At 56.4% G+C, this 26,690-nt stretch carries 23 protein-coding genes; 21 read left to right on the forward strand and 2 right to left on the reverse strand.

Annotated features, from left to right (window positions below):
* The first annotated feature begins 40 nt into the window (after positions 1-40).
* The 15 genes from NST26_RS10680 (at position 41) to NST26_RS10750 (ending at position 16,973) form a co-directional block, all read left to right on the forward strand.
* On the forward strand, positions 41-706 hold the full coding sequence (locus NST26_RS10680) for a helix-turn-helix transcriptional regulator (protein WP_340954216.1): 666 nt from the start codon (positions 41-43) through the stop codon (positions 704-706).
* A gap of 98 nt (positions 707-804) precedes the next feature.
* Complete coding sequence (locus tag NST26_RS10685) at positions 805-1,284, forward strand: YtxH domain-containing protein (protein ID WP_340954213.1); 480 nt, start codon at positions 805-807, stop codon at positions 1,282-1,284.
* A 225-nt stretch (positions 1,285-1,509) separates the two neighbouring features.
* Complete coding sequence (gene racE / locus NST26_RS10690; RefSeq protein ID WP_036725271.1) at positions 1,510-2,316, forward strand: glutamate racemase; 807 nt, start codon at positions 1,510-1,512, stop codon at positions 2,314-2,316.
* Positions 2,317-2,484: 168 nt separating this feature from the next.
* Positions 2,485-3,693 carry a M14 family zinc carboxypeptidase gene (locus NST26_RS10695; protein WP_340954210.1) on the forward strand — a complete coding sequence of 403 codons (1,209 nt, stop codon included), beginning with the start codon at positions 2,485-2,487 and terminating at the stop codon, positions 3,691-3,693.
* Between the two features lie 473 nt (positions 3,694-4,166).
* Positions 4,167-5,543: an FAD-dependent oxidoreductase gene (locus NST26_RS10700; protein ID WP_209874345.1), complete on the forward strand. Its 1,377-nt coding sequence runs from the start codon at positions 4,167-4,169 to the stop codon at positions 5,541-5,543.
* Positions 5,540-6,478 (forward strand): carbohydrate ABC transporter permease, encoded by a 939-nt coding sequence (locus NST26_RS10705; RefSeq protein ID WP_339255324.1) that lies wholly within the window; start codon positions 5,540-5,542, stop codon positions 6,476-6,478. Before NST26_RS10700 ends, NST26_RS10705 begins: the two co-directional genes overlap by 4 nt.
* Before the next feature lie 25 nt (positions 6,479-6,503).
* Positions 6,504-7,340, forward strand: coding sequence for a carbohydrate ABC transporter permease (locus NST26_RS10710; protein WP_209874339.1), 837 nt, complete (start codon positions 6,504-6,506; stop codon positions 7,338-7,340).
* Between the two features lie 102 nt (positions 7,341-7,442).
* Complete coding sequence (locus NST26_RS10715) at positions 7,443-8,807, forward strand: ABC transporter substrate-binding protein (RefSeq protein WP_162174689.1); 1,365 nt, start codon at positions 7,443-7,445, stop codon at positions 8,805-8,807.
* An 82-nt stretch (positions 8,808-8,889) separates the two neighbouring features.
* A complete protein-coding gene (locus tag NST26_RS10720) occupies positions 8,890-10,644 on the forward strand; it encodes a sensor histidine kinase (protein ID WP_340954206.1) in 1,755 nt (584 codons plus the stop codon).
* Positions 10,619-12,241 (forward strand): response regulator transcription factor, encoded by a 1,623-nt coding sequence (locus NST26_RS10725; RefSeq protein WP_340980833.1) that lies wholly within the window; start codon positions 10,619-10,621, stop codon positions 12,239-12,241. The genes NST26_RS10720 and NST26_RS10725 overlap by 26 nt, the downstream gene beginning before the upstream one ends.
* A gap of 107 nt (positions 12,242-12,348) precedes the next feature.
* Positions 12,349-13,701: an FAD-dependent oxidoreductase gene (locus tag NST26_RS10730; RefSeq protein WP_340954205.1), complete on the forward strand. Its 1,353-nt coding sequence runs from the start codon at positions 12,349-12,351 to the stop codon at positions 13,699-13,701.
* Between the two features lie 23 nt (positions 13,702-13,724).
* Positions 13,725-15,845: a family 16 glycoside hydrolase gene (locus tag NST26_RS10735; protein ID WP_340954203.1), complete on the forward strand. Its 2,121-nt coding sequence runs from the start codon at positions 13,725-13,727 to the stop codon at positions 15,843-15,845.
* A gap of 166 nt (positions 15,846-16,011) precedes the next feature.
* Positions 16,012-16,263: a hypothetical protein gene (locus tag NST26_RS10740; protein ID WP_036725259.1), complete on the forward strand. Its 252-nt coding sequence runs from the start codon at positions 16,012-16,014 to the stop codon at positions 16,261-16,263.
* A gap of 125 nt (positions 16,264-16,388) precedes the next feature.
* Complete coding sequence (locus tag NST26_RS10745; protein WP_036702251.1) at positions 16,389-16,691, forward strand: HesB/IscA family protein; 303 nt, start codon at positions 16,389-16,391, stop codon at positions 16,689-16,691.
* Between the two features lie 42 nt (positions 16,692-16,733).
* The gene (locus NST26_RS10750; RefSeq protein WP_036725257.1) at positions 16,734-16,973 is read left to right on the forward strand and encodes a DUF1450 domain-containing protein; all 240 of its coding nucleotides are present in this window, start codon (positions 16,734-16,736) and stop codon (positions 16,971-16,973) included.
* Between the two features lie 359 nt (positions 16,974-17,332).
* Here the strand turns inward: NST26_RS10750 and NST26_RS10755 are convergent, their stop codons facing one another.
* Positions 17,333-18,466 carry a THUMP domain-containing class I SAM-dependent RNA methyltransferase gene (locus NST26_RS10755; RefSeq protein ID WP_036725255.1) on the reverse strand — a complete coding sequence of 378 codons (1,134 nt, stop codon included), beginning with the start codon at positions 18,464-18,466 and terminating at the stop codon, positions 17,333-17,335.
* A 250-nt stretch (positions 18,467-18,716) separates the two neighbouring features.
* Between NST26_RS10755 and NST26_RS10760 the strand changes: the two genes are divergently transcribed.
* Positions 18,717-19,346 (forward strand): O-methyltransferase, encoded by a 630-nt coding sequence (locus NST26_RS10760; RefSeq protein ID WP_209874312.1) that lies wholly within the window; start codon positions 18,717-18,719, stop codon positions 19,344-19,346.
* 52 nt (positions 19,347-19,398) lie between these two features.
* Here NST26_RS10760 and NST26_RS10765 read toward each other — a convergent pair whose 3' ends face one another.
* Positions 19,399-20,619 (reverse strand): MFS transporter, encoded by a 1,221-nt coding sequence (locus NST26_RS10765; RefSeq protein ID WP_036725253.1) that lies wholly within the window; start codon positions 20,617-20,619, stop codon positions 19,399-19,401.
* Between the two features lie 229 nt (positions 20,620-20,848).
* Between NST26_RS10765 and hemE the strand changes: the two genes are divergently transcribed.
* The 5 genes from hemE to NST26_RS10790 all read left to right on the forward strand — a co-directional run bounded on the left by hemE (position 20,849) and on the right by NST26_RS10790 (position 26,682).
* Complete coding sequence (hemE, locus tag NST26_RS10770) at positions 20,849-21,910, forward strand: uroporphyrinogen decarboxylase (RefSeq protein WP_209874309.1); 1,062 nt, start codon at positions 20,849-20,851, stop codon at positions 21,908-21,910.
* A gap of 88 nt (positions 21,911-21,998) precedes the next feature.
* A complete protein-coding gene (hemH, locus tag NST26_RS10775) occupies positions 21,999-22,943 on the forward strand; it encodes a ferrochelatase (protein WP_209874306.1) in 945 nt (314 codons plus the stop codon).
* Entirely contained in the window at positions 22,940-24,400 is a 1,461-nt protein-coding gene (gene hemG, locus NST26_RS10780) for a protoporphyrinogen oxidase (protein WP_209874302.1), read from the forward strand. The genes hemH and hemG overlap by 4 nt, the downstream gene beginning before the upstream one ends.
* Before the next feature lie 130 nt (positions 24,401-24,530).
* Positions 24,531-25,931: a CapA family protein gene (locus NST26_RS10785; protein WP_340954197.1), complete on the forward strand. Its 1,401-nt coding sequence runs from the start codon at positions 24,531-24,533 to the stop codon at positions 25,929-25,931.
* Between the two features lie 19 nt (positions 25,932-25,950).
* A complete protein-coding gene (locus NST26_RS10790; protein WP_340958094.1) occupies positions 25,951-26,682 on the forward strand; it encodes a glycerophosphodiester phosphodiesterase in 732 nt (243 codons plus the stop codon).
* Positions 26,683-26,690: the final 8 nt, after the last annotated feature.

Below are 26,690 nucleotides of genomic sequence, written 5' to 3' on the forward strand. Positions count from 1 at the left end.
AGCCGGGGCTGTGTGCATACAGACAGAAAGGAGGTCCTTTATGGCGAAGAAGGGTCAGGAGAGCGGTTCAACCCGGCGGATGATTATGACGCTGCTGAAGATGAGAGGTCCACTGACGATCAGCGCTCTTGCCGAGGAATTGGGAATTACCGAGATGGGTGTCCGCCGCCATGTGCTTCAGCTGGAGCAGGAGTCGCTTGCCAAGACCAAGGTTGTGCGCCAGGCCATGGGACGTCCGATGCATGTATATTCGCTTACCGAGCGGGCGGAGGATCATTTTCCCAAAAGCTATCACAATCTGGCGCTGGAGCTGCTGCGGGAGCTGGACCACGGGAGCGGGGCGGATGCGGTCAATATACTGTTTGAAGGCCGCAAGCGGCGGATGCTTGCCCAGTACAGTAGGGTGATGCAGAGCCGTGATCTGGAGGAGCGGGTGGCGGAGCTGTCAACCATTCAGAATGCCGGGGGCTATATGGCGGAGTGGAGCAAGGAAGAGGACGGCTCATACACACTGAGGGAGTATAATTGTCCCATTCGTCAGGTGGCTACCCAGTACCGCAAGGCCTGCCAGTGCGAGCAGCATTTGTTCGAGGAGCTGCTGGAAGCGAAGGTGACACGCAGTGAGTGTATGGCGGAAGGCGGCCAATGCTGCCGGTATGCAATCACGCCGAACCCTGAGCAGAAAACTTCCGAAATCAGGGGCTGAACAGTCACAGGACATCCTCTCTATGCTTATGATATAGCAGAAATAGGCGATCGCCCGGGTGGCCGGGCAGAGGCACTTAGAATCCAAAGGAGAGATTGATGATGAAAAAAGATAACAAAAGCTTGCTCTGGGGCGTACTCGCCGGCAGTATTGTGGGATCGGTGACAGCGCTGCTGTTCGCCCCTAAGCCGGGTAAGGAGCTGCGCAAGGATATTGCTGAAGGCACAACGGAAGCTGTGGATAAGGTTCAGGTTATTGCCGGCCAGGCCGGCGAGAAGACCACTGAGATCTACTGTAAGGCCAAAGAAGCTGTAGTCTCGGTGGTAAGCGAAGTCAAGGAATGGAGCAAATCCGTCAAGGATGCGGTGGAAGAAGCAGATGTAGCTACTGTAAGCGGCATTGCGGAGCAGGCTGTGGAAGTTACCGATGCAGTGGAAGCCGTGCGTGACGAGGTGGCTGCATATGAGGCTGCTGAAGAAGCGGCAGTGGTGGAGGCTGAGATCGAAGCTGTGACCGGTACAGATGCCGCTGTAGCGGAAGCTATCGAGGATGGCAAAACCGCAGGGAAGCTGTCCTAAGCTTGATATAAAAGGTATGGAGCCGTTTTCCGCTTCACAGGCGGGAGGCGGCTTTTGCATGTGGCGGTATGCTTCGGGTGGGTCTGCATTATGGCTCCGCTATCTTCCCTACTTGAACTGAACCGGCAAATGGGGTAATATCTGCAATTGGGGCTGAAATCCTGGTACACATTATTCCAGCCTTACATAAGCTACACAAAACGAGTTAAAGGATGCGGTGTGTTCGTGCAGCAGGCAATAGCAATATTAGACTCAGGCGTTGGAGGATTGACCGTAGTCAAGGAAGTGATGCGACAGCTCCCCCGGGAGAAAATCATCTATTTCGGCGATACGGCAAGAGCCCCGTACGGACCCCGTTCCACTGAGGAAGTGAAATTGTTCACTGAACAGATCGTGGACTATTTAATTCAATTTAATCCTAAAATGATCGTCATTGCTTGCAACACAGCAACGGCAGCAGCGCTTGATTATATCTCCGCCAAGGTAGCCATTCCTGTGATCGGAGTCATTCACCCCGGTGCCCGCGCCGCCATCAGCGCATCCAAGAGCGGACAGGTCGGCGTGATCGGCACCATCGGCACGATTACAAGCGGTGCCTATACGGCGGCGCTGAAGCAGTTGTCTCCCTTTGTTCAGGTGGTCAGCCAAGCCTGCCCGGCGCTTGTGCCCTACGTAGAGCAGGGGTTATTCCGCTCGGAGGAGAGCCATCTGGCGGTGGCTGAATCACTGAACGGCATCAAGTACGAGCCGATCGATACGCTGATTCTCGGCTGCACCCATTATCCGTTTCTGGTGGAGCCGATCGGCAGGGTGATGGGACCCGGCGTCAAGCTGATCAGCTCGGCGGATGAGACGGCGCGGGAGATCAGCACCATCCTCTACGATAAAGGCCAGCTGGCGCGCGGGGATGAGAGTCCGATTCACCAGTTCTTCTGCAGCGGAGATGCGGAAATCTTCCAGCGGATTGCCCGGGACTGGCTGGGCGAGCAGATCAGCAGGACGCCGGTAGTATGGCAAGTATCTACTCTGTAGGATGAGAGCATTGCAGCGGCGAACTGAATAGGGACAAACCTCCAAGTTGCTACATTTCCACATGACCCGCTGCTGCTGCTCATATACTAGGCATGAGGGCCGGGTCCCGCATGTCATCACGGAGGATGTTAGGGACGCCGGCACAAGAGGGCCGGGAGGATGAGACCTATGCAGCAATACATTGCCCGCAGGGGAGATACCGTAAGCCGTATCGCCGCAAGACACGGATTGACACCGGAGCATGTCATACAGGGGAATCCATGGGCTGGCAGCCAGCCGTATTTATATCCGGGGCAGGTGCTGTTCCTGCCGTCTGCCCCGCGCAAGCGGTATGCGGTGCAGGCGGGGGACGATGCGCAGAGCATCGCGTCCTTGTTCGGGGTTGGCATAGATGAGCTGGAGATGCTGAATCCCGGGGTAAGCTCGGGACGTATCTGCCTGTCGGGCAAGGTGCTGGTGATTCCGGCGGCCACCCGGGGGACAGAGGTTTATCTGCACGGGGAATACGGACCGGCTGAGATTGAGGCGGATGCTGCAAGACTTGCGGCCCGCTATTCTTTTGTCAGCAGCGAGGTTATAGGCCACAGTGTGCTCGGCAAGCCGCTCCGTCTGCTGCGGATCGGCAGCGGCCCGCGCCACCTGCATGTGAATGCCGCGCTGCATGCCAACGAATGGTTGACGTCCCCGTGCCTGATGAGCTTTCTTGAAGAATATGCGGCTGCTTATGAATCAGGTGCGGACTGGCACGGGCGTCAGCCTGTGGACTGGCACCGGGACTGGACACTCTGGGCCGTGCCGATGGCGAATCCCGACGGTGTCGAGCTGGTGCAGGAAGGGGCGATGCCGGACCATCCTCATTATGCAGAGCTGATGAGGTGGAACTGCGGCAGGCGCAGCTTCCGGCACTGGAAGGCGAACATCCGCGGTGTCGATCTTGGAGACCAGTTCCCCGCACACTGGGAGGAGGAACGCGACCGGCGGCAGGTGCCCGGCCCGGCACCGCGCGATTACAGCGGCCCGGCGCCGCTCAGTGAGCCGGAGGCGGCGGCACTGGCGGCGCTGGCCGAGCGGGTTCCGGGCGATGCCGCCGTATCCCTGCACAGCCAGGGGGCAGAGATCTACTGGAACTACCGGGGCTATGAGCCGCCGGAGAGCAAGCAGTGGGCAGCGGCGCTTGCGGCGGTGAGCGGCTACAGGGCGGTGGAGCTGACCGGCAGCGATGCCGGCTACAAGGACTGGTTCATCGAGCGCTTCCGCAAGCCGGGCTTCACCGTAGAGCTGGGAGTGGGCAAGAATCCGCTGCCCGTGGCTGATTTTGAGGATATGGCGCTGGACACCGGCCTGATTCTAAGTGCGATTCTGTCGAATTTGAAATAAAAATGAAACAATCTCTGCAAATTTGCGTAAGATAACAGCAAAGGGCACGGCCGCAATCCTGACCAAATGATGCTTTGCGGCTGTATCCTTTTTTTGTGTGGGGATGAAGAGCATAAGTGCCCCTGATTTCAGCAAAAGTTGGCTGGGTGAGCCAATGAGGTGTGTAAGTGCCCCTGATTCGCGGGATGCTGCCACTGCCACCAGCCACCACATACCTGACCCAAGAAACTGTTCTTTCATAGAGTTGGAGGGAGACCTCCTACTTCTGTAAGAACGGTTTTTTTGGTATGTTAACGCCTATCTGCGCTTGTTAGCGCAGGCGCTTAGGGCTGGAAATGAGGTCAAAATAATACACATTAACGCGTATGAAAGCTATACCGTATCAGCCAAAGTCTCTTGCTAAAATTAGCGTATAGAAGAGCGGCGGAGGGCTTCACGGAAAGAGGACTACCCGCCGGGAAAGTGAGAGCCAAATGGAGAACGATACGTATACGCTGAAAAGTAAACCAATCCCACTGAACGCCTCCTACGACGTAATTGTAGTCGGAGGCGGGCCGGCGGGCTGCACCGCCGCAGCGGCGGCGGCCAGGGAAGGGGCGCGGACACTGCTGGTCGAAGCGACCGGGAGCCTTGGAGGAATGGGAACCTCCGGCCTGGTACCGGCCTGGTGCCCATTCTCGGACAAAGAGAAGATGGTCTACCGTGGTCTCGCGGCCAAGGTGTTCAATACCTTAAAGGCTCAAATGCCGCATGTGCCGGAGGATGCGATGGACTGGGTGCCGATCGAACCGGAGAAGCTGAGGCGGGTCTATGACGATCTCGTAACGGAGTCGGGTGCCCACATCCTGTTCCTGACCTCGCTTGCGGATGTGGATAGAGACGACCACGGCAACATCACCACACTCCTCCTTCTCAATAAAAGCGGCCTGCAGGCCTTCCGGGCCGCCGTGTATATCGATTGCACAGGAGATGGCGATGTTGCTGCATGGGCAGGTGCCGAGTACCAAATGGGGGACGAAGCGACCGGCGAGCTTCAGCCCGCGACCCATTGCTTCATACTGGGCAACGTGGATGATTATGCTTATGTGAATGGGCCGAAGCTCCATGCGGAGAACCCGCACAGCCCGATCCATGAGGTGGTCCGCTCAGGAGAATATCCGGGCATTCCGGATACGCATCTGTGCAACAATATGGTAGCTCCGCGTGCCGTAGGCTTCAATGCCGGACATCTCTGGGGAATTGACAACACGAATGCCTTCTCCGTATCCGGGGCACTGGTAGAGGGACGTAAGATGGCGGCCGCCTACCGGGACATGCTTGCCGCTGTACACCCTGCGGCCTTCGGCAATGCGGTAGTGATGAGCACAGGCACACTGATCGGCACGCGGGAATCCCGGCGGATTACCGGCGATTATGTCCTGACTGCGGAGGATTACATCTCCCGCAGAAGCTTCGATGATGAGATCTGCCGCAACAGCTACTTCATTGATGTGCATGGCACACAGAAGGAGCAGCAGAGCGGCGCCGGATCCAGCCAGTCCATCACGCTCTACGGGCCGGGCGAATCGCACGGCATTCCGTACCGCTGTCTTACGCCGCGCGGACTACGCAACGTTCTGGTCGCCGGACGGTCTATCTCCTGTGACCGCAGGGTGCTCGGCAGCGTGCGTGTGATGCCGGTCTGCCTGGCGATGGGCGAAGCTGCCGGACTTGCTGCGGCACTGGCTGCCGCTCAGACCGGAGGCGATGTCCATGCCGTAGATGTCCCCCTCCTTCGCGCCCGTCTCCGGGAAGAAGGCGGCTATCTGCCGGACAACCAAGCTGAAACTGCAAGGGAGAGATTGCAATGAGTGAATCTGCGGTTACCCGGAAAACGGCCAAGCCCGCAGCCGGTACGTATTGGACGCGCAAGAGACGGGAGCAGCTCGCCGGATGGCTGTTCATTGCGCCGGAGGTGATCGGGATGCTGGTCATCGCAGTGTTCCCGCTGCTGTTCAGCCTGTTCCTCAGTCTGACGGAGTGGAACCTTGTCGGCGGCTTGTCGGCGATTAACTTTGTCGGTCTTGATAACTTTATCGAGCTGTTCAGGGACAACCGCTTCCTGCTGGCCCTGAAGAATAATGTGCTGTTCACGGTCGGCACAGTGCCGGTCACGATGCTGCTGGGAGTAGTTCTCTCGGCGCTGATTCATAAGAAGCTGTATGCCAAGACCTTTTTCAAGGTAGCCTTCTTTGTACCTTATATCTGTTCCACGGTAGCCATCGCCGCAGTCTGGCAAGCGCTCTACCATCCGTCCAAGGGGCCGGTCAATCAGATTCTGATGCAGCTTGGAGTATCCGAACCGCCGCGCTGGCTGGTCGATACCAGCTTCTCGCTGATTGCCATTATGATTATCTATGTCTGGCAGCTGCTGGGCTATCAGATGATTATTTTCCTGGCGGGGATGACGAATATTCCAGAGGAGCTGTATGAGGCGGCGACGATTGACGGGGCCAGCGGGATCGGACAGTTCCGGCGGATTACGCTGCCGCTGCTGGGGCCGACTACCTTTTTCCTGGCCATAACGAGCACGATCTCTTCCTTCAAAATCTTCGACATGATCAAGTTCCTGACCGGCGGCGGGCCTAACTATTCCAGTACCGTTATCGTGTACCAGATCTATGAAGAAGGATTCGAGCGCTTCAAAATGGGCTACGCCTCAGCGATGTCCTGGGTGCTGTTCCTGATCATTATGCTGGTGACCTCCATTACCTGGATAACCCAGAACCGTAAGGTCCATTACTAGTCCAAGGCGAAAGGAACGAAAGGCAATGACAATGAAAAAACTTAAGCCCGGCAATCTGATCTTCACGGTCCTGTTCGCCCTGTGCTCGGTATTCTTCCTGATGCCGCTGGTCTGGATGCTGTCGGCTGCCTCCAAGACGGAGAAAGAGGTCTGGACCTTCCCGATTCAGTGGATTCCCACCGACTGGAATCTGGTCGCCAACTTCAAGGCCGTATGGATGGGCGATGTGGCGTTTGGATTATTCTATATGAACTCGCTCAAAATCGCCCTGATCTCCACGCTGGCTACGATTGTCATCTCGGCGATGGCCGGGTATGCGCTCGCCAAGCTGGATTTCAAGGGCAGAGCGCTGATCTTCACCCTGATGCTGGCGTTCATGATGATTCCCGAGCAGGCCACGCTTGTTCCGCGCTATATTATGATTAAGGAGCTGGGCCTCTATGACTCCCATGCGGCGCTGATCCTGATGGGGATGTTCTCCAGCTATTTCACCTTCCTGCTGCGCCAGTTCATGATCGGCATTCATAATGATATGCTGGAAGCGGCGGAGCTGGACGGCGCCGGGTTCTTACGTATCTTCTGGAGTGTCGTGCTGCCGCTCAGCCGCCCGATTCTGGCGACCGTAGGGATTATCAAGTTCATCTGGACCTGGAATGATTACCAGGGGCCGCTGATCATGCTGAATTCGACCAAGCTGTATACGATTCCGCTGGGGATGCAATTTTTCAAGGAGGAATTCGGTACACAGATCTCCGTCATGATGATGGCCTCCGTGGCCGCGATTCTGCCGCTGCTGGTGCTGTTCCTGATCCTCCAGAAGCAGGTCATTAACGGGATTGCCATCGGAGGAGTCAAAGGGTAAAGGTCAAAAAAGTGTACGCGCACACCGCATAGCTGTACACGGTGTGCGCAAAGCTTAGATTGTATAATGAGCCTGCAGACAACAAATCAAGGGGGAATTGCTTTGAAAAAACTACCATTTATGCTTGCCAGTATGCTCCTCATGCTCTCCGTCACCGCCTGCGGCGGGAATGGAGGCAACACCTCAGCAGCAACCGATGCACCGGCCTCGGCTGATCCGTCTGCTGGAACCACCGGCACAGCCCAGCCTGCAGGCAAAGCTAAGATCAAATTCTACACCTTCAAGGCCGATAAGCCGGAAGAGCCCATCTACCAGGCTGTTCAGGCGTATAACGAAGCTCAGGATAAAGTGGAAGTGGAGTATGAATCCCTGGTCCAGAACAGCGACAGCACAGATTTCATGAAGAAGCTGGATATTCTGGTCGCAGGCGGTGAAGTGGTCGATGTGTTCATGACCGGGAATGAGGATGAGCTGCTGGAGCGTGCTTCGCGGGGTGTTGTGGAACCGCTTAACTCTTTTTTTGAACAGGAGAGCATCAAACCCGAGGATGAATATTCCAAGCTGCTGAAGCTGGAGGATAAGGTATACGGCATTCTGCCAAGCTCGACGCAGTGGCTGACGGTCTTCAACAAGGATCATCTGGAAGCTGCAGGGCTGTCCCTGCCTGAGATGGGCTGGACCTGGGATGATTTCCGCGATTATGCCAAGAAGCTGACGACACCCGAGCACTTCGGAACGTACTTCCACACTTGGGGAGAATATCCGAACATTATCGCATACACCGAGAAGCCGCATCCGCAGCTTAGCGCAGACTTGAAGCCGATTTTTGACGATCCGTCCTTCGAATACTTCTTCAACCTCCGCCGCACGATGGAGAAGGAAGATAAGAGCGCTGAGCCGTATGCCGATGTGCTGGCCTCGAACTATCATGTGCTACAGCAGTTTTTTGCCGGAAATGCCAGTATGCTGGCTGTGCCAAGCTATGCTGTCCGGGCAGCGCTGAACCTGGAGAAATTCCCGCATGAATTCCAGAGCATGTACGCCCCGCTGCCGCGTTCGGTGGACAGTAAGGAACTGGGCATGACGAATATCTCCGGCGGCGGCCTGGCCATGGGCGCGAAATCAGCGAATAAGGAAGCCTCGTATGACTTCATCCGCTGGATGTCCAAGGAAGCCTACAAGTTCACCAAGGAGATTCCTTCGTTCAAGGGCGTGGACGGGGCGGAGCTGATCAATAGCTTTTTCGGGGAAAATACAGATCTGATCGATACCGCTTCCCTCTCCAAGACGCTGTTCGATCCGAATATTAAAATGCCGGACACCTTCAGCGTGCCCTACGGCAGCGAACTGAAAGCGATTGTGGAGAACGGCTTCGCCAGCTTCATCCTGGACAACCGCAGCTTCGATGAGGTCAAGAGTGAGATGACAGCGGAAGTCGAGAAGGTAGTTTCTGCCAATCAGAAATAACGGATGAAGTGCAAAGGCAGCAGTGATTATGGATTATAATAGGGACGTTGAAGCTTTCATTACAGTGCGGGGTGGAATTCTTATGAAATGGTTAAGCCGTTTTTCCTTCCATCGCAGACTGCAATACACGTTCCTGATCCTGATCCTGCTGCCTTTTGTTGTCGTTACCTTCTGGTCGTATACCTCTGTGCGGGAGAATGTGAGTGAGAAGATCGCCCGTTCGAATGAGGAGACACTGAAGGTAATCGGCAGTCAAATGGAAAAAACGGTGGACAGCATCTCGTTTGTCTCGGTGTATTTCTCTGAGGCTTATGATCCGGCCGTGCTGGAGAGTCTGCGTTATCTCAAAAATACGGGAAGCTTCGGTAATTACGGAGTGTATACCCATTACAACAAGCTCAAGACTACGGCCAATATCCTGTCGGTGCAGTCGCTGGATGCTGATCTGCAGATCATGCTGGTCAACCGGGAGAACCGGATACTGATTGGCAACCAGAATATTCCGGTGTTCTCTGTGCTGCCTGAGAATCTTCTTAAGGAGAGCAGCAGGCTGGATGAGCGGGAAAAAGTGTCGCTGCAATGGTTCCCCTACGGTGGCACCCCCGCTGCACCGGATTATTATTATGCGGTACGCTTCATTACCGACCCGCTGAACCAGGACAAGCTGGCCACGCTGTACGTGGGCATTCCGAGCCACTACTTCCGCAGCCTGCTCGATACGGGCAATGCGCTAAGCAGGCTCACGCTGGTTGACCAGAAGGGGAGAAGCATTGCTGTCACCGGAGAAGCCGCTCCTGCGGATGAAGGTCCGCTGCTGGCCAGTGAGGTCCGTATTCCCAAGGTGGGCTGGCTGCTGACCAGCAAGACGCCCCGCAGCTCCATCGACAGCCATATCAACCGGGAGTTTCTGGTCTCCATCTCGCTGATCGGACTGTTCTTCCTGGCGTTTCTGGTCCTGTCCATGCTGTGGGCCGGATATATGAACAAGCCGATCAGCCTGCTGCGGGCCAGCGTCAAGCAGTATGTCGGCGGCAACCGTGCGGTGCGGATACCCGTCAAGGGCAAGGATGAGGTGGCGGTGCTGTCGGCGGCCTTCAATCAGATGCTGGAGGATATGAACGGGCTGCTGCAGCAGGTCGAGAGTGAGCAGGAGGAGAAAAGGCGGCTGGAGCTTCAAGCGCTGGCGGCGCAGATCCGGCCTCATTTTCTGCTGAATACGCTCAATTCCATCAAGGTGGATCTGCTGCTCAGCGGTGACCCGGCGCATGGTGCCATGATCGATGCGCTCATGAAGCTGCTGCGTGTGTATGTGCATGCGGATAAGCCGCTGGAGCTGGCGGAGGAGTGCAGGGTGCTGGGCAGCTATGTGCAGGTGATGCAGATCCGCAACCGTCTGGATATCGTCTGGGAATGCAAGGTGGGCGAGGAAGAAGGTGCGGTGATGCTGCCCCGGCTGCTGCTTCAGCCCATTGTCGAGAATGCCATCAGCCACGGCTTCTCCGCCCGTCCGGACCATCCGTCGATCCGGCTCGAAGCGGCGTTCGAGTCCGATCTGCTGCGGATCAGCATCAGCGATAATGGCCGCGGGATGCCGGAGGATAAGCTCCAGCGCCTGAACCGGCGTCTGCAAGGAAGTGAAGACACTGCGCTCTGGCCGGAAAAAGGGGTCGGGCTGGTCAACACAGCACGCCGTCTGCAGGTATTGTACGGATATCGCGCACGGCTGAGCGCGCAGGCAAGAGAAGACGAGGAAGGCATGACGTTCACCCTATATATCCCCGTGACCCGGGAGAAGGAGGCGGTTCCCCTTGATGACCCTGATGCTGATAGACGATGATGTCCCGATGCTGGAATACGTGGAATATCTGCTTGGGCCCTTGGGGCTGGATCTGCAGCTGGTGGCTTCGGCGTATAGCAGTGAGGATGCGCTGGAGCAGTTTCATGCAGCACTGCCGGATATTGTGATTGTGGACATCGGTCTGCCGGGGATGGACGGGCTGGAGCTGGCGGATGCCTTCCGGATCACGAAGCCGGAGGTTCGCCTGATTTTCCTGACCTGCTATGAGGATTTCCACTACTCGAAGCGGGCGATCCAGCTGGAGGCGGATGATTATCTGATCAAGGATGAGCTATCCCCTGAGCAGCTTAAGAGCAGTCTCGCCAAAGCGATGAGCCGCTTCAAGAGCCGGGAGGAACTGTTGGAGCGCTACTCCTTCCGCCAGGCGATTGAGCGTAATAAGGAAGTGCTGAAGCAGAGCTTCCTGAAGCAGCTGTTGTCGGGTGCGGCGGGCCAGGAGAACACCCTGGAGTTCGGTGAACGGCTGGGCATCTCCTGGAAGCACCCCTTTCTGCGTCATGGATTCATTCATATGGATGCCGCATCGGTTACCGAGCGTTACCGGTACAAGGATATTCCGCTGATCCATTCAGCCGTGAACAATATTGCGCTGGAGCTGTCTGCGGCAGAGGCTTCCATTACACCGATTATGAGCAGGGACGCCGATATTTATCTGGTCTGGAATGTGGAGGACCCCGGCGTCACAGAGAACAAGCTGGCTGAATTCATGCAGGCGGTACAGGATAAGGTGGAGCAGTATCTGAAGATTAGCCTGCGGGGGTTCTATTCGGAGTCCTGTGCACCGGTCCGCAGCTTCGGTGTGTTATACAAGACTCTCACCGATTGCCGGGAGAATAACTTTTATCAGTCAGTGACGCCGGTGTCCCTGCTTGAGGGTAACGCGGATTTCGGGCAGACGTTAGAACGGCGCGGGGAAAAGGAACGCGGTATGCTGTCGTTGGCGCTTGCAGACCAGCATGCCGCCTGGATTGATCTGGCCGTGAATCAGTGGACGCAGCTGGCGTCGGCGGAGCGGCTGCTGCCCCGGCTGGTGAAGGAGACCTGCGGGAATCTCGTGCGCCAGCTGGCCTTCGAAGCCGGCGGGCTGGCTGAGGAGGACTTCTTCACGCAACTCGAACAGACGGTTCATATCGAGGAAGCGGCCAGCCTGACTAAGCGGGAGCTGAGGCATCTGTGGCGTCAGCATACTCTGGCCCCCGCAGCTGCTGAGGAGAAGGATGTCCGGCTTCAGGCGGTGGATGAGTTTCTGGAGGAGCATGTGGACCGGATGATCACCTCTACAGATATGGCAGAGCATCTGCACCTGAATGCCAGCTACTTCTCCCGTTATTTCAAGAAGCTGTCCGGCGTGAACTTCACCGATTACGTCAACCAGTACAAGATGAATATGGCCATCATGATGCTGGCCCGCCCGCACGAGACCGTGGAGAATGTCGCCTACACTCTCGGCTTCTCCGACCGGGCGTACTTCTCCAAGGTATTCAAGAAATACAGCGGCCGGAATCCCAGCGAATTCAAGGCAGGTCCGCCGGAAGAGCAGGGCAGGGAGACATCCACGGATGATGCCAAGCCATAAAGGTCAAAACTGTCCACCGTAACAGGCAATCAGTCTGCACGCTGTTGCAGCCTCCGCCTTCTTATAATGGTGAGGAGTACTAAGTATAGCTTCAAGGAGGAACAACAATGAATCGAACTGTATTTACCTTGCCTGCGGAGGAGATCACGGTATCCCGCGAGGTGGATGTGCTGGTTGCGGGCGGCGGGCCTGCGGGCGTGGCAGCGGCAATAGCTGCGGCCCGCAGCGGGGCTCGGACGCTGCTGATTGAGCAGCGCGGCTTCCTGGGCGGCATGGGCACCGTTGCCCTGGTGCCAGCCTTCTGTCCTTACAGTGACGGGGAGAAGGCTGTCGTGCGGGGAATCGGCCTGGAACTGCTGGAGCGGATGAAGGCCGGATGTGAGCCGGAGTTCCGCGAGCGCTTCGGGGCAGAGCTGGACTGGGTGCCCATCGACCCGGAGGTGCTGAAGCGTGTATACGACGAGGCTGCCACCGAGAGCGGAGCGGAAGTGCTGCTCCATACCGTGGCGAGCCAGACGGTGATGGATGAGACCGGCCGAAGCATTGAGGGCGTGGTAATCGTCAACAAGTCAGGCCGGAGTCTGGTCCGCGCCCGGACCGTTATTGATACGACCGGGGACGCCGATCTGGCCGCCCTGGCGGGAGCGCCGTTCAATAAGGGCGGAGAATCCGGCGAGCTTCAAGCCGCGACTATGTGCTACCTGCTGGCGAATGTGGACCGGCAGCGTTTTGAAGAATACCGGAATGAAAGCGGTGACACGGATCAGATCCATCAGGCCGTCCAGCAGGCGCAGGTTGACGGGAAGCTGCCGCAGGGCCGGGACTCCGTCTCGGGCCTAGCTTGGATTGCCGATTATCTGGTCGGTGTGAATTTTGGGCATGTGTTCGGCGTCGACGGTTCCAGGGCGGAGGACTTGACCCGGGGGGCAATAGAGGGACGTCGGCTAGCCCACCGCCAGCTGGAATTCTTCAGGGCTTATGTGCCCGGATTCGAACAGGCCCATCTGGTGTCCACCGGCGAGCAGATCGGTATCCGCGAGACGCGGCGGATTGTGGGCGATTACGTGCTGACCCAGGAGGATTTCATGAAAATGGCTTCCTTCCCGGATGATATTGCCCGCAACAGCTACTTCATCGATATTCATATGGCCCGCAGCAGCGGGGCGATGCATATCCACCATCTTCCGCCCGGGAAGTCGCATGGTGTCCCTTACCGCTGCATGCTGCCGGTGGGACTGGACAATGTATGGGTGGCGGGGCGCGCCGCATCCTCGGACCGTGTCGTGCAAGGCTCACTGCGGGTGATGCCGAACTGCTTCGCCATGGGGCAGGCGGCGGGTATGGCGGCGGCGATGGCGGCCGGAGCGGAGGGACAGAGCCGGAAGGTGGATCTCGCCAAGCTTCAGAACGGGCTTGTGCAGCGGGGAGCGTGGCTGGGTGAGGCGATCACAGCGTTATAACTAATTGCGGGAGAGTGATTAGAATGACAAGTAACCATGTGAAACATAATCCAAGGCAAGGCAGGCCGCGCAGATTCACCATGCTGGGCATGATCGTATTTTTACTGTTCAGTCTCCTATCCGGCTTGTCAGGTCCGGTTGCTGAGGCGGCAGGCACCACCTATTACGTCGATGCTGCCCAAGGCAGCGACAGCAATTCCGGCACCAGTGAGGTGGCGGCCTGGAAGACGCTGGGCAAAGTGAACAGCGTCACCTTCAGCCCGGGGGACCGGATTCTTTTGAAGGCAGGCAGCGTATGGAATGATCAGTATCTCGATCTTAAAGGCTCCGGGACGGAGGGGAATCCGATTACCGTGGACCGCTACGGGAGCGGAGCCAAGCCGCTGATTGATTTCGGCAATACCGCCGTGGGCGGGGAGGGCTTCGGCGTCCGGCTGCGCAATGTCTCCTACTGGGAGATCAACAATTTGGAGATTACAAGCGGACAGCAGCCTACAGATATGCGCAGAAACGGTGTGCTGGTCGTAGGCGAAGGAGCAGGGGCGGGGAACTTCCGGCATATCTATATCCGCAATCTCGACATCCATGATATCTTCGGCACAGACCGCCGCACAGGCGGCATCAACTTTCATGCCCGGGGAGCCAATACAGCACTTGAGAGCACCTGGGAAGATATTCTGATCGAGAACAATACAGTCATTAACGTGGCGGATACAGGGATTCAGACGATGACGGATGCTTTTTTCAACAGTGCCTGGACACATAAATTCGACGCCTTCCGGGGTGTGGTCATCCGGGGCAATGTGGTGGAGAAGATCCACCGGGACGGCATCCTGGTCAGAGCCGGCGCCTCGCCGCTGATCGAATACAACAAGACGAAGTCCATCGGAGAAGCCTGCGATGTGAACACATCCATCGTCAACTATCTTGAGGATATCACTGTCGTTGCGGCGCAGTGGGCTTATTATACGAAGGGTGCTATTTTCCAGTACAACGAGGCCTCCGATACCCGGATGCTGGGTGGAGACGGCCAGCCCTGGGACTTCGACATCGAGGTGCACGACAGCATCTACCAGTACAATTTCAGCTATGACAATGAGGGCGGTACCCTGCTGGTCATGAACAACACGAACAATAATATTTTCCGCTATAATATCAGCCAGAACGATAAGGACGCTAACGGGGTGTTCCATCTGGTGAACGGCGGGGGCAATCTCTATGTCTACAACAACATCATCTACCGTTCGGGAACGCAGAATAAGGCGCTGACCCATGCGAGCAATACAGGAATGGCCTATTACACGAACAATATCTTTTATAATGGTGCCAGCGGACAATACACGAACAGCCCCAGAATGACGTATGATCACAACAGCTTCTACGGGCTGAACTCAAATGTTCCGAGCGATCCTAACAAAATTACCGGCAATCCCGGATTCATCAGTCCCGGCACGGCCACAGGACTCGATTCGGCAGACGGATATAAGCTTGCGCTCTCCTCTCCGCTGATCAATGCCGGGGCGGCGGTTGCAGGCAACGGAGGACAGGACTTCTTCGGGAATCCGCTGTATAACGGCGTGCCGGATATCGGAGCATTTGAATTCCAGGGTACGATCACACCGCCGGTTACGTTGTTCCAGGATGATTTTGAGGATGGCAATTCCAGCGGATGGACGACTTCTGGCGGAGCCTGGAGTGTGGAGGATGACGGCACGAAGGCTCTATCACAGAACTCCGGGACAGGAGAAGCGCTTGCCTATACAGGCGACGCCTCCTGGAGGGATTACACGTATTCGGCCAGAGTCAAGCTGCTGAATACCTTCGCCAACGCCGGCCTGCTGTTCCGGTATGCGGATGCTTCCAATTATTACATGTTCCGGCTGAATGATTCCGGTGACAAGGCGGAGCTGTTCAAAAAAACAGCCGGAACGCTCACGATGGTCAGCAGCGTAAGCTTTGCCGTCACGCCCGGCCAGTGGACTGAGCTGAAGGTGACGGTAAGCGGCAGTACGATTACGGCATCTGCGGGCGGTACCCAGCTGATCCAGTGGACCGATACGGCGGCGCAGCCGGCCGGAGGGAAGATCGGACTGCGGATGCATTCCAGCACCGCACGGATCGACGATGTTAAGGTGACGGAGTGAATGTTGGTCCGGCTCGGGAGAATTCGATAAAATTCTACTTAAAAGCGAAACGAAACCTGCGCATTCGCGTAAGATAACAGCAAAGGGCACAGCCGCAATCCTTTTACAGGTGCTTAGCGGCGGTGTCCTTTGCTGCTTACACAGATTACACAGGGAGGCATAACTCATGAAATTCAGAAAACTGTTGTCACTCAAACAATGGTCTCATATATTCCGCAGCTCCTGGCATTATATCGTTTCGCCTAATGTGGCTATGGCCGACAAGCTGCTGTTCACTATTCCGGCGCTGCTGTACTGGGTGCTGCCCGATTTCATGCCGTTTATACCGATTGACGATATTGGCGTAACGATGCTGCTGATGGGCTGGTTCACAGCGCGGATGGACCGTAAATACGCGGCGCTGCACAGCGGAAGATGACATTTTAGCGACGATTGTACCTTTAAGTGTGGATGTCCATCTCCTAATGGTTGCTTTATCCTCCCATATTCCTTAAAATGAATTATTGAGTATTTAAAATATAGAGGCCTGGGAGATGGAATCGAATGAACGTCAAAATTACCCGCAACGCGGCTAAAGTGATAAAGAAAACCATGGAACTTGAAGGCAACAGTGAGCTTAAGCTTCGTGTAGCAATTACACATGCCCATGGCGACCATGCCCACTACGGACTGGATCTGGACACGCCTAAGGAGAACGATGTTGTAGTCTCCACTGACAAGGATATCGATGTCATTCTTGATCCGAACCAGCCCCTGCTGGACGGAGTGAAGATTGATTATCTCTACTTGCCCGAAGAAGGTTTTGTGATTACTAATCCGTCTAAAGGAAATCATGGCGATCACTAGTTGATCCGCCCGTATTTTACGGACATAAAGAAGGGTTGCTTCATGGCTAACGATATAAGATTATGTGACGAGTGCAATCATATCAAAATGAAAAGCATCGTGCCCAAGCTGCTGAAGATGGCACCGGATGCCGAAATCAAGACAGGCTGCATCTCCTACTGCGGACCGTGCGGCAAACGCCCGTTTGTCTACATCAACGGCCGCTATATCAGCGGACCGACGGAAGACGAGGTGCTGGCCAAAGCGGAAGCCTTCGTCAAACGGCCGGTGGAGAAGAAGTAATTCAGATCTGCTGCGCCTGCAGCATCGTACAGCCCCCGCGTTATTTGCGGGGGCTGTTTTGGTGTGCGCGGGTGTAGTCGGAAAACCGAACACAATAGGCGGGTGAGAGGGTGCGTGGGCCGGATGTATGCCGAAAACAACATACAGTGTGTAGCTGCGAGGGTGAGTGGAGCAAATGTATGTGGAAAACATTATACAATGTATAGTTTCGGGGTGAACGGGGGCAACTGTGTACGAAATTGATGCAGCATCAGCGGCTGAATGAGAACAAAAAGCCTTAAGTCCATAGCACAGAGTGCTTCATGGGACTTAAGGCTTCTTAGAGATCGTTACTTAACTGCTTAACCGCGCTGTTCCTGCTATTTCCGCGGAGGCAGCGGCCCCAGGTATTGATAGTATTGGCATTCGATCCGGCCGTTGTAGAGCTTGCGGCGCTTGTCCGCCTTGCGTCCGTAGTATTGCTCGAACTCCTTGTACGGGCTGATGGCGAAGAACGACCAGGTCGGCAGGTAGAGCATCATCTCGCCGAACTGGCGGGTCAGCTTCTCCACTTCCTTGTCATTGCTGATCCGCTCGCCGTAAGGCGGGTTGGTGATGATGCAGCCATATTCGCCTTCCGGCCGGGCCTTCGCAGCGGCCATATGCTTGAACGTAATCTCACCGGAGAGTCCGGCGCTCTTCGCCGCCGCCTCGGCGATCTCAATTGCTGCCGGATCGATATCCGTTCCGGTCAGCTGCAGCGGGTAATCGTCACGCACCGCATCGAAGGCTTCTTCGCGGGCTTCCTCCCACAGGCGCTGCGGAATCTCCGGCCAGTGCTCGGATGGGAAGGAGCGGCGCAGGCCTGGCGCGATATTCCAGGCGATCATCGCAGCCTCGATCAGAATCGTGCCTGATCCGCAGCAAGGATCATAGAGCGGACGATGGCCGTTCCAGCGGCTGAGCTGGATCAGAGCCGCAGCCATCGTCTCCTTCAGCGGCGCTTCCGTAGCCTGGCGGCGGTAGCCGCGCTTGTGCAGGGCCGGGCCGGTGGTATCCAGGGTGATCAGCGCGATATCATTCAGCAGGATCACTTCTACCACATACCGGGGGCCGTTCTCCGGGAACCATTCAGTGCGGTACGACAGCTTCAGCTTCTCGACAATGGCCTTCTTAACGATCCCTTGGCAGGCAGGTACGCTGGTCAGCTGAGATTTATGCGAACGGCCCTCTACCGGGAATTCGCCGTTCTCGGGAATCCAGTCCTCCCAATTTATCGCCTTCACTCCTTCGAACAGCTCATCGAAGGTCCGGGCCGGGAATTGGCCCATCTTAACCAGTACACGGTCCGAGGTACGCAGCCACAGATTACAGCGGCAGATGTCGATGTAATCCCCGCTGAACAGGACCCGTCCGTTCTCGACCGTGGTCTCATAACCCAGCTCGTTTAATTCGCGTGCTACTACAGCCTCCAGCCCCATGGGGGCGGTGGCGATCAATTGTAATTTGCCCAAGTGCGCTCAACTCCGTTTAACTTGTGGATAAATACGTATAGCCAGTACAATAAGAGTAACTATATAAATTGTACATGTAAGTTTTTCAGTAGGGGCTCCGTTACTTTTCCCTGTCTGTAGATTTTCAAGTTCAATTTATATGGTTTGTCATCTGAACCTGCAGAACGTTCAGCTTACAGTATAGGGTAAGGAAGAGTTCTGCACAATGCCTGTCCGCAGGCGCATACACCCATTCAAGAGGAGAATACATATGCAGAATCAGGAAGAGTACAGCGAACAGCTATATACAGAAGATGAATTGTTGCTCCAAGTCAAAGCAGCTATCGCGGCCAAAGGCATGCCGGAGGTGTCCATTGCCCCGGGCTACGGCAGATTGCTGACGATGCTGGTGACCCTCTCCCGCTCAGCAAACCTGCTGGAGATCGGGGCGCTAGGCGGCTACAGCGGAATCTGTCTGTGCCGGGGACTTACGCAGGAAGGCCGGCTGACCTCTCTGGAGCTTAAGGCCGACTATGCTGAGCTGGCACAGAGCCATCTGCAGCAGGCGGGCTTCGGGGACCGGGTGGAATACCGGATCGGCCCTGCACTGGACAGCCTGAAGCTGCTTGAAGCACAGGGGAACAGGTATGATTTCTTCTTCATCGATGCCGATAAGGAGAACTATCCGAATTATCTGGAATATGCGATCCGGTTGGCTTCGCCGGGGGCGATTATTGCCGGGGACAATATTTTTCTGCGCGGACGCACACTCAATACGGAGAAGAACGGACCGGCAGTCCAGGCCATGCGCCGCTTCAATGAGATGATAGCGGGCGATCCCCGCCTGACCAGCACACTGCTGCCTGCCTATGACGGCCTGGCGCTGGCAATGGTGAAATAACTTGTGCTACACCAGCCACACCAGTTATACCGCCCATAAGAAAAGCAGCCTGTTAACGGAATAGCCGGGGTTCAGTCTTCTTGTACAGCTTGATCCGCACCCAGACCGTATTGATCAGCAGGAATGCACCGGAGACAATGAACAGGCCTTCAATCCCGATATAACCGGACAGGAAACCGCCGATTACCGCACCGAGCATATTGCCGAGCGCGAGCGTACTGCTGTTGAAGCCAAAAGCCCGGCTCTCCTTGCCGTCAGGCGTATAGGAGCGGATCAGGGCGTTGACGCTAGGCAGCAGGCCGCCCATGAAGACGCCCATCAGGAAGCGGACGAGAATCAGCTGCCAGACGCTGGTCACGAACGCCTGCGGAATCAGGAACAGAGCGGCGCCGATCAGCGCAAAGGTCAGTATCCGGTGCGCCCCTACCTTGTCGCTGAGCTTGCCGAGCAGCGGCGAAGCGAGCATATTCGAGATGCCGGTGACTGCGCTGACCATACCTGCCCAGAACGCAAGGTCCACGGTGGTGCCATGCAGCTTCTCTACATAGAGCGGCAGTAGCGACATGGGACTGACCATGGCGAACTGCAACAGGAAGGTCACGCCGAACAAGGCGGGAAGCTGCGGTACCTTCGCCAGTTCCTTTAAGCCTTCCAGCACGGATACCTGAGGCACCTGTGCTGCTTCTGCCCGGTCGAATTTCTCTTTGACCAGGAATAACGCCAGCAATGAAGCAACGAACAGCAGCGCGCCGACCACATAGAAAATCGGTCGGAACCCGATCCAGTCCGCCAGTAAGCCGCCCATTAGCGGCCCCAGAATCGTTCCGGCTACCGCGCCGGACTGCATCAGGCCCATCGCGAAGCCCATCTTCGGTTTCGGTGTGGTGCCTGAGACCAGCGCGACAGAGGCGGGGTTGAAGCCGGAGATGGTTCCGTTCAGCAACCGGAGCAGCAGCAGCTGCATCGGGGACTGGGCGAAGCCCATCAGCACAATAACAATCGCCATGCCGAAGCTGGAGCGCAGGAGCATAATTTTGCGTCCGTATTTGTCGGCAAGCTTGCCCCAGAGCGGCTGGAAGATGAACGAGGTCAAGAAGTTGGCGGCAAAAATAAGCCCGGCCCACATCCCGATTGCGCGGTCGCCGGTCACCCCCAGATCTTTGGCGAGATAAAGCGACAGAAACGGGGTAATCATAGTCATGCCTGCATTCACCAGAAACTGGCCGAACCAAAGCACCATGAGGTTGACTTTCCAGGTCTCCCAATTCTTCAAAGTGCTTTCACTTCCTTTCAGGGGATTCAATGTTACAGAGTTCACGAAAAATTGACATTATATCAGTATATCATAGTTTTTCAGCGGGACAATGCAACACATGTCATAGTAATGTCATGGGATTGTCATTCCCTTTCGGGTGAGGCGGTTGTTAGCCGCTTACAAAAGGGGCATAATAATGATATGTGTTTTTTCACAGTATTCTATTAAATCTAATGGAGATCTTATCATGACCTACAACGACACTTTTATCCGTGCCTGCAGACAGCAGAACACGGAGTACACCCCCGTATGGTACATGCGGCAGGCTGGCCGGTATGATCCCGACTACCGTACGATCAAGGAGAAATATTCGCTGCTTGAGATCTGCAGGCAGCCTGAGCTTGCGGCTGAGGTGACCCTGATGCCTGTGCGCAAGCTGGGCGTGGACGCGGCGATTCTGTATTCTGACATCATGAATCCGGTGGCCTCCCTCGGTGTGGATTTTGACATTGTGAAGAACATCGGACCGGTTATCGAGAATCCGATCCGCTCCGCAAGTGATGTGGACCGGCTGAAGCCGATTGATGTGGAAGGCGATCTGGGCCATATACTGGAGACCATCGCCATACTGGACAAGGAGCTGGACGTTCCGCTGATCACCTTCGCCGGGGCTCCGTTCACCATCGCCAGTTATCTGATCGAAGGCAGACCGTCCAAGACCTATCACCGCACCAAGGAGCTGATGTTCAGCCAGCCTCAGGTGTGGGAGAAGCTGATGGAGAAGCTGGGCGATATGGTTATCGCCTATCTGCGCGCCCATGTCGCTAGCGGCGGGAAGGCGTTCCAGCTGTTCGACAGCTGGGTCGGGGCGCTCGCTCCACGTGATTTCGGGCAGTATGTGCTGCCGACGATCACCCGGATTTTTGCCGAGTTGTCTGATCTGGAGGTTCCGAAGATCTACTTCCCGGGTGTCAGCTCAGGGGAGCTGCTCCCCAGCCTGACCAAGCTGCAGGCCGATGTGATCGGGCTGGACTGGCGGGTAAGCATCACCGAAGGACGGCGCAGATTGGGCGGGGGCTATGCGGTTCAAGGCAATCTGGATCCATACCTGCTGACCGCGCCGATGGATATGCTCAAAGCCCGGGCCAAGGAACTGATCGATGAAGGCATCACGCAGCCGGGGTATATTTTTAACCTGGGACATGGATTATTCCCTGAAGCCTCACTCGATACGCTCAAGGAACTAACGGATTACGTGCATGAGTATTCTGCAGCAGCAATGAAACAGGCGGCACCGCCGCTGGCCTAGTTGAAGAAATAGCATCAAGATGGCAGCAGCCTTTGCTGCTCTCTTTGCTGTATAGGACGTTAATTAATTCATAAAGGGGATGGAAACCGTGGCCAACAAAATTGGAGTACTCGTGATGTCGTACGGCACGCCTGAGAGTCTTGAGGATGTAGAGGCTTATTATACGCATATCCGCCGGGGGAACGCTCCCTCTGCTGAGCAGCTTAAAGAGCTGACTGACCGCTACAAGGCGATTGTCGGCGGGGTTTTTCCGCTTAGAGAAAATACCGACCGTCAGGTGGAAGCCTTGCAGGCCAAGCTGAACAGCGGGCAGATCCAGTATGTTTGCTACCAGGGTCTCAAGCATGCCAGACCATTCATCGAGGATGGTGTCGAGGCTATGGTCCGGGACGGTATTACCCAGGCGATTGGCATCGTGCTGGCTCCGCATTACTCTGTGATGAGTGTAGGAACCTATATCAAGCGCGCCAAGGAAAAAGCCGAAGCCTGCGGTATTCATATGGAGTTCGTAGAGAGCTACCATATGCACCCCGAGCTGATCGATGTGCTTAGCCGGAGAGTGACTGCCAAGCTGGACGAGTTCGAAGAGACCGGCGCGTCGCGCGAGGAAGTGCGCGTGCTGTTCAGTGCACATAGTCTTCCTGAACGTATTCTGGCGATGGGTGATCCATACCGTGACCAGCTGCTGGAGACCTCTCAGGCGATTGCCGCCCAGGCGGGGGTGGAATCCTGGCAGTTCACTTGGCAGAGTGCGGGCAGGACGGCTGAGCCTTGGCTGGGCCCGGATATTCTCGATACGCTGCGTGAGCTGGCCGAGAGTCAGGTGAAATACGTGCTGTCAGCCCCGATCGGCTTCGTCTCCGACCATTTGGAGGTGCTGTACGATCTGGATATTGAAGCGCAGCAGCTTGCCTCCGAGCTGGATATGCGTCTTCTGCGGATTGACTCGCTGAACAGTGATCCGGCCTATATGTCGGTGCTCAGCGATGTGGTGCGTACGAAGGCGAACCAGTTGAAGGTGAATCTGCCATGACGGCATCACCCCGCAAGGTAGTTATTATCGGCGGAGGCCTTAGCGGGCTCAGCGCCGCGTTCTATATCCGCAAGTTCTACCGTGAGGCGGCAGTACAGCCGGAGATTACCTTAATCGAGAAGGACAAGGTCCTTGGCGGCAAAATCGAGACACTGCACCGTGACGGCTTCGTGATTGAGAAGGGCCCGGATTCCTTCCTGGCCCGTAAGACGGCGATGGTCGATCTGGCCAGGGAGCTGGAGCTGGACCACGAGCTGGTAAGCACGAATCCTAATGCCAAGAAGACCTACATTCTGCAGCGTGGCAAGCTCCATCCGATGCCTGCCGGTCTTGTGCTGGGCATTCCGACAGAGCTGAAGCCCTTCCTGAAGAGCGGTCTGGTCTCCTTCGGCGGCAAAATGCGGGCGATGATGGATTTCGTACTCCCGCCCCGCCGAAGTGCAGAGGATGAGTCGCTAGGCGATCTGATTGAGCGCCGTCTTGGTACAGAGGTGCTGGAAAATATGACGGAGCCGCTGCTGGCAGGGATCTATGCAGGGGATATGCGCAAGATCAGTCTTCAGGCGACCTTTCCGCAGTTCGGTGAGGTCGAGCGCCAGTACGGCAGCCTGATCCGTGGAATGACCACCGGTAGGAAGCCGGTGGAGACCCATACCGGAACGAAGAAAAGCGCCTTCCTCACCTTCCGGCAGGGGCTGCAAAGTCTCGTGCATGCGCTCATCCATGAGCTGCAGGATGTCCGACAGCTCACGGGGACAGGAGCGAAATCCATCCGTGTTCTGGGAGGTGCCGGTTCTTCCGGCGCTGCCCGTTATGAGGTGGAGCTTGAGGGCGGTGAGTTGCTGGAAGCAGACGACATCTACATTACGGTGCAGAACTTCGCAGCCGCAGAGCTGCTGCGTCCCCATGTGGATGTATCGGCGCTGGATGCAGTGAACTATGTATCAGTAGCTAATGTGGTTCTGGCGTTCACCCGGCAAGATATCGTTACTGAATACGACGGATCGGGCTTCCTTGTTCCGCGTAAGGAAGGGCGGAACATCACCGCCTGCACTTGGACCTCTACCAAATGGCTGCATACCAGCCCTGACGATAAGGTACTGCTGCGCTGCTACGTGGGACGGTCGGGGGATGAACAGAATGTGGAGCTGCCCGATGACGCGCTGGCAGAGCTGGTCCGCAAGGACCTGAAGGAGATTATGGGGATCACCGCAGCACCGCTGTTCACAGAGATTACCCGACTGAGGTCATCCATGCCGCAGTATCCGGTCGGCCATCCCGGCCGGATTGCCGGCCTGCGCAGTGAGCTGGCGCAGAAGCTGCCCGGCGTCTATGCTTTTGGCGCAGGCTATGACGGCATCGGGATGCCGGACTGCATCAAGCAGGCGAAGCTTACGGCTGAGACTGCCGCAGCCAGCCTCACGAAGCTGCCGGAGCCGGCGGGAGCTACAATCTAAAAGCAATGGTGGAGCGGAGCAGTGGCGCTCCACCTTTTTTTATGAGAGGCTCCGTTCCCGGCTTGGAGCGGCAGCTGATAGATATGCTATAATAGAAACACTTTAAGGGTAAAGGAGATTACTTGGACTCATGTATCCGCCGAGATCAGGCAATAGACAAGGCAAGAGACAACATAGCAGGCGACGGCGCAGAAGGGTCTGGGCGTGGGTCAATGTGGCGCTGCTGCTGATGATTACCGCAGCGCTCGCTTATTCATTCATGGATGACAAGGACCCGCAGGGCTCTGCTGCTCCGCCAGCGGCGCTTGTCACCTCCCCTTCACCAGAAGCTGATGCAACGGCGGCCGTCCCTACAGAAGCCGTACCTACAGCGGCAGAGACTGGGACGGAGGCTACAGCCACTGCTGAGCCTGCTCCGGAGGAGACACCGGAGGCTTCTCCAGTGCCTGCGGCGACCACGGAAGCTTCGGCTACGCCTGCACCGTCACCAACGGATCAGGCAACCCCTACGGATGCACCGCAGGCCACAACGGGAAGCAGCAGTGGGCTGGTCGCAGGCTTGCCGGAGAATACCTCCGGCGGGACGGTGAAGCTGAGCTTTGCCGGAGATATCATCTTCAGTGGAAAAGCAGGCGCGCTGCTGGAGCAGAAGGGCTACGATTATTCCTACAGCGCGCTGGATGGAATGTTCAAGAAGGATGACCTCACGGTAGTCAATCTGGAAACGCCGATTACTACACGCGGGGTTGGGGCCAAGAACAAGCAGTTTGTGTTCAAGGGCCCGCCGAAAGCACTGGACGCGCTCAAAGCCGCCGGTGTGGATGCCGTCAATCTGGCTAACAACCACACACTGGATCAGGGGGAGGAAGGTCTGCTGGACACCCTGAAGCATTTGGGTGAGCGCGGAATCCCTCATGTGGGGGCAGGGCGGAATAGCCAGGAGGCCTATTCGGCGCAGTATTTTGAACGTAATGGAATTAAGATTGCCCTGCTGGGCTTCACCCGGGTGATGCCGGTGATTGAATGGAAGGCGGAAGCGGGCAAGCCTGGCCTTGCCTCCGTGTATGACAGTGCGGAAGCGCTCAAGGCGATTGCCGCAGCCAAGCAAAAGGCCGATGTTATCGTTGTCGTCGTCCATTGGGGACGGGAGCGGATGGAGCAGTATGACAAGACCCAGCAGGCGCTTGGGCATAGCTTCATTGATGCCGGAGCCGATCTAGTGATGGGCGGCCATCCTCATGTGCTGCAGGGAATTGAGCCGTACAAAGGCAAATGGATTGCCTACAGCACAGGCAACTTTATTTTCACACGCGGCTCCATCCCGGCGACTTGGGAGACGGCGGTATTCCAGGCGGAATGCAGCAAGCAGGGGCAATGCGCTCTTAAGCTGAAGCCGATGGATGCCGAGCTGGCGCAGCCTGTGCCGATGAATGAAGCCGACGGGCAGCTGCTGCTGCACAGAATACAATCTATTTCTTCCGGCCTGATCAAGGTCCGCAATGACGGTACCGTAACCCAAGCGGTGAAATAGCCGGAGGTGCGTATCAATGATGAACAATATGTGTGTAGCCCACCGTGGTTTTTCCGGTAAAGCCCCTGAGAACACATTGGCTGCCGTGCGGATGGCGATTGCGCTGCCATTTGTACGCTGGATGGAGATTGATGTGCAGCTGACGAAGGACGGGGTGCCTGTGGTCATCCATGATTATTCCCTGGACCGCACGACTAATGGACACGGCAAGGTGAAAAATATGGATTATGAACACATGCGGCGGCTGGATGCCGGTAGCTGGAAAGGGCGTGCTTTTCGCGGAGAGCGGGTGCCTTCCCTGGAGGAGGTGCTCGCTCTGGCGTCAGGCCGGCTGCGGCTGAATATTGAACTGAAGACGGTGGGCGACATGTATCCCGGTCTTGCGCAGGCGGTCATTGATCTGGTAAATGCCAGGGGAATGCGTGAGGAAGTGGTGCTGACCTCGTTCGATGCCGGCGTATTGCGGCGGATCAAGGAGCTGGACGCGCGGTTCCATACAGGGCTGATCTATGACTCCAGATCCGGTAATCCTGCGGGTAAGCTTGATGAGCTGGGCTGCTCCTTCTTATCCATCAGCTATGACCGGCTTAGCCCGGTTCTGGCCAGATCCCTGATTGAACGCGGGGTGCAGGTGATGGCCTGGACCTTGAACAAGGGCAAGGAAATGCGCCGCCTGTCGGAGATTCATTCCGATATTATGATCTGTACGAACCGTCCGGATATTTGGGGCGAACTCTTTTTGAAGGCCTAATAAAGATT

It is taken from the genome of Paenibacillus sp. FSL R7-0128, assembly GCF_038002245.1.
In the GTDB taxonomy this organism is placed as follows: domain Bacteria; phylum Bacillota; class Bacilli; order Paenibacillales; family Paenibacillaceae; genus Paenibacillus_AQ; species Paenibacillus_AQ silagei.

What these genes read in the sequence shown, in the direction of transcription:
- NST26_RS10730 (WP_340954205.1), top strand. Translation starts at nt 12,349, where the DNA reads ATGAATCGAACTGTATTTACCTTGCCTGCGGAGGAGATCACGGTATCC.
- NST26_RS10680 (WP_340954216.1), top strand. Translation starts at nt 41, where the DNA reads ATGGCGAAGAAGGGTCAGGAGAGCGGTTCAACCCGGCGGATGATTATG.
- NST26_RS10790 (WP_340958094.1), top strand. Translation starts at nt 25,951, where the DNA reads ATGAACAATATGTGTGTAGCCCACCGTGGTTTTTCCGGTAAAGCCCCT.
- hemG (WP_209874302.1), top strand. Translation starts at nt 22,940, where the DNA reads ATGACGGCATCACCCCGCAAGGTAGTTATTATCGGCGGAGGCCTTAGC.
- NST26_RS10745 (WP_036702251.1), top strand. Translation starts at nt 16,389, where the DNA reads ATGAACGTCAAAATTACCCGCAACGCGGCTAAAGTGATAAAGAAAACC.
- NST26_RS10750 (WP_036725257.1), top strand. Translation starts at nt 16,734, where the DNA reads ATGGCTAACGATATAAGATTATGTGACGAGTGCAATCATATCAAAATG.
- NST26_RS10760 (WP_209874312.1), top strand. Translation starts at nt 18,717, where the DNA reads ATGCAGAATCAGGAAGAGTACAGCGAACAGCTATATACAGAAGATGAA.
- NST26_RS10700 (WP_209874345.1), top strand. Translation starts at nt 4,167, where the DNA reads ATGGAGAACGATACGTATACGCTGAAAAGTAAACCAATCCCACTGAAC.
- hemE (WP_209874309.1), top strand. Translation starts at nt 20,849, where the DNA reads ATGACCTACAACGACACTTTTATCCGTGCCTGCAGACAGCAGAACACG.
- NST26_RS10740 (WP_036725259.1), top strand. Translation starts at nt 16,012, where the DNA reads ATGAAATTCAGAAAACTGTTGTCACTCAAACAATGGTCTCATATATTC.
- NST26_RS10705 (WP_339255324.1), top strand. Translation starts at nt 5,540, where the DNA reads ATGAGTGAATCTGCGGTTACCCGGAAAACGGCCAAGCCCGCAGCCGGT.
- NST26_RS10725 (WP_340980833.1), top strand. Translation starts at nt 10,619, where the DNA reads ATGACCCTGATGCTGATAGACGATGATGTCCCGATGCTGGAATACGTG.
- NST26_RS10695 (WP_340954210.1), top strand. Translation starts at nt 2,485, where the DNA reads ATGCAGCAATACATTGCCCGCAGGGGAGATACCGTAAGCCGTATCGCC.
- NST26_RS10735 (WP_340954203.1), top strand. Translation starts at nt 13,725, where the DNA reads ATGACAAGTAACCATGTGAAACATAATCCAAGGCAAGGCAGGCCGCGC.
- NST26_RS10785 (WP_340954197.1), top strand. Translation starts at nt 24,531, where the DNA reads ATGTATCCGCCGAGATCAGGCAATAGACAAGGCAAGAGACAACATAGC.
- NST26_RS10720 (WP_340954206.1), top strand. Translation starts at nt 8,890, where the DNA reads ATGAAATGGTTAAGCCGTTTTTCCTTCCATCGCAGACTGCAATACACG.
- NST26_RS10710 (WP_209874339.1), top strand. Translation starts at nt 6,504, where the DNA reads ATGACAATGAAAAAACTTAAGCCCGGCAATCTGATCTTCACGGTCCTG.
- NST26_RS10685 (WP_340954213.1), top strand. Translation starts at nt 805, where the DNA reads ATGATGAAAAAAGATAACAAAAGCTTGCTCTGGGGCGTACTCGCCGGC.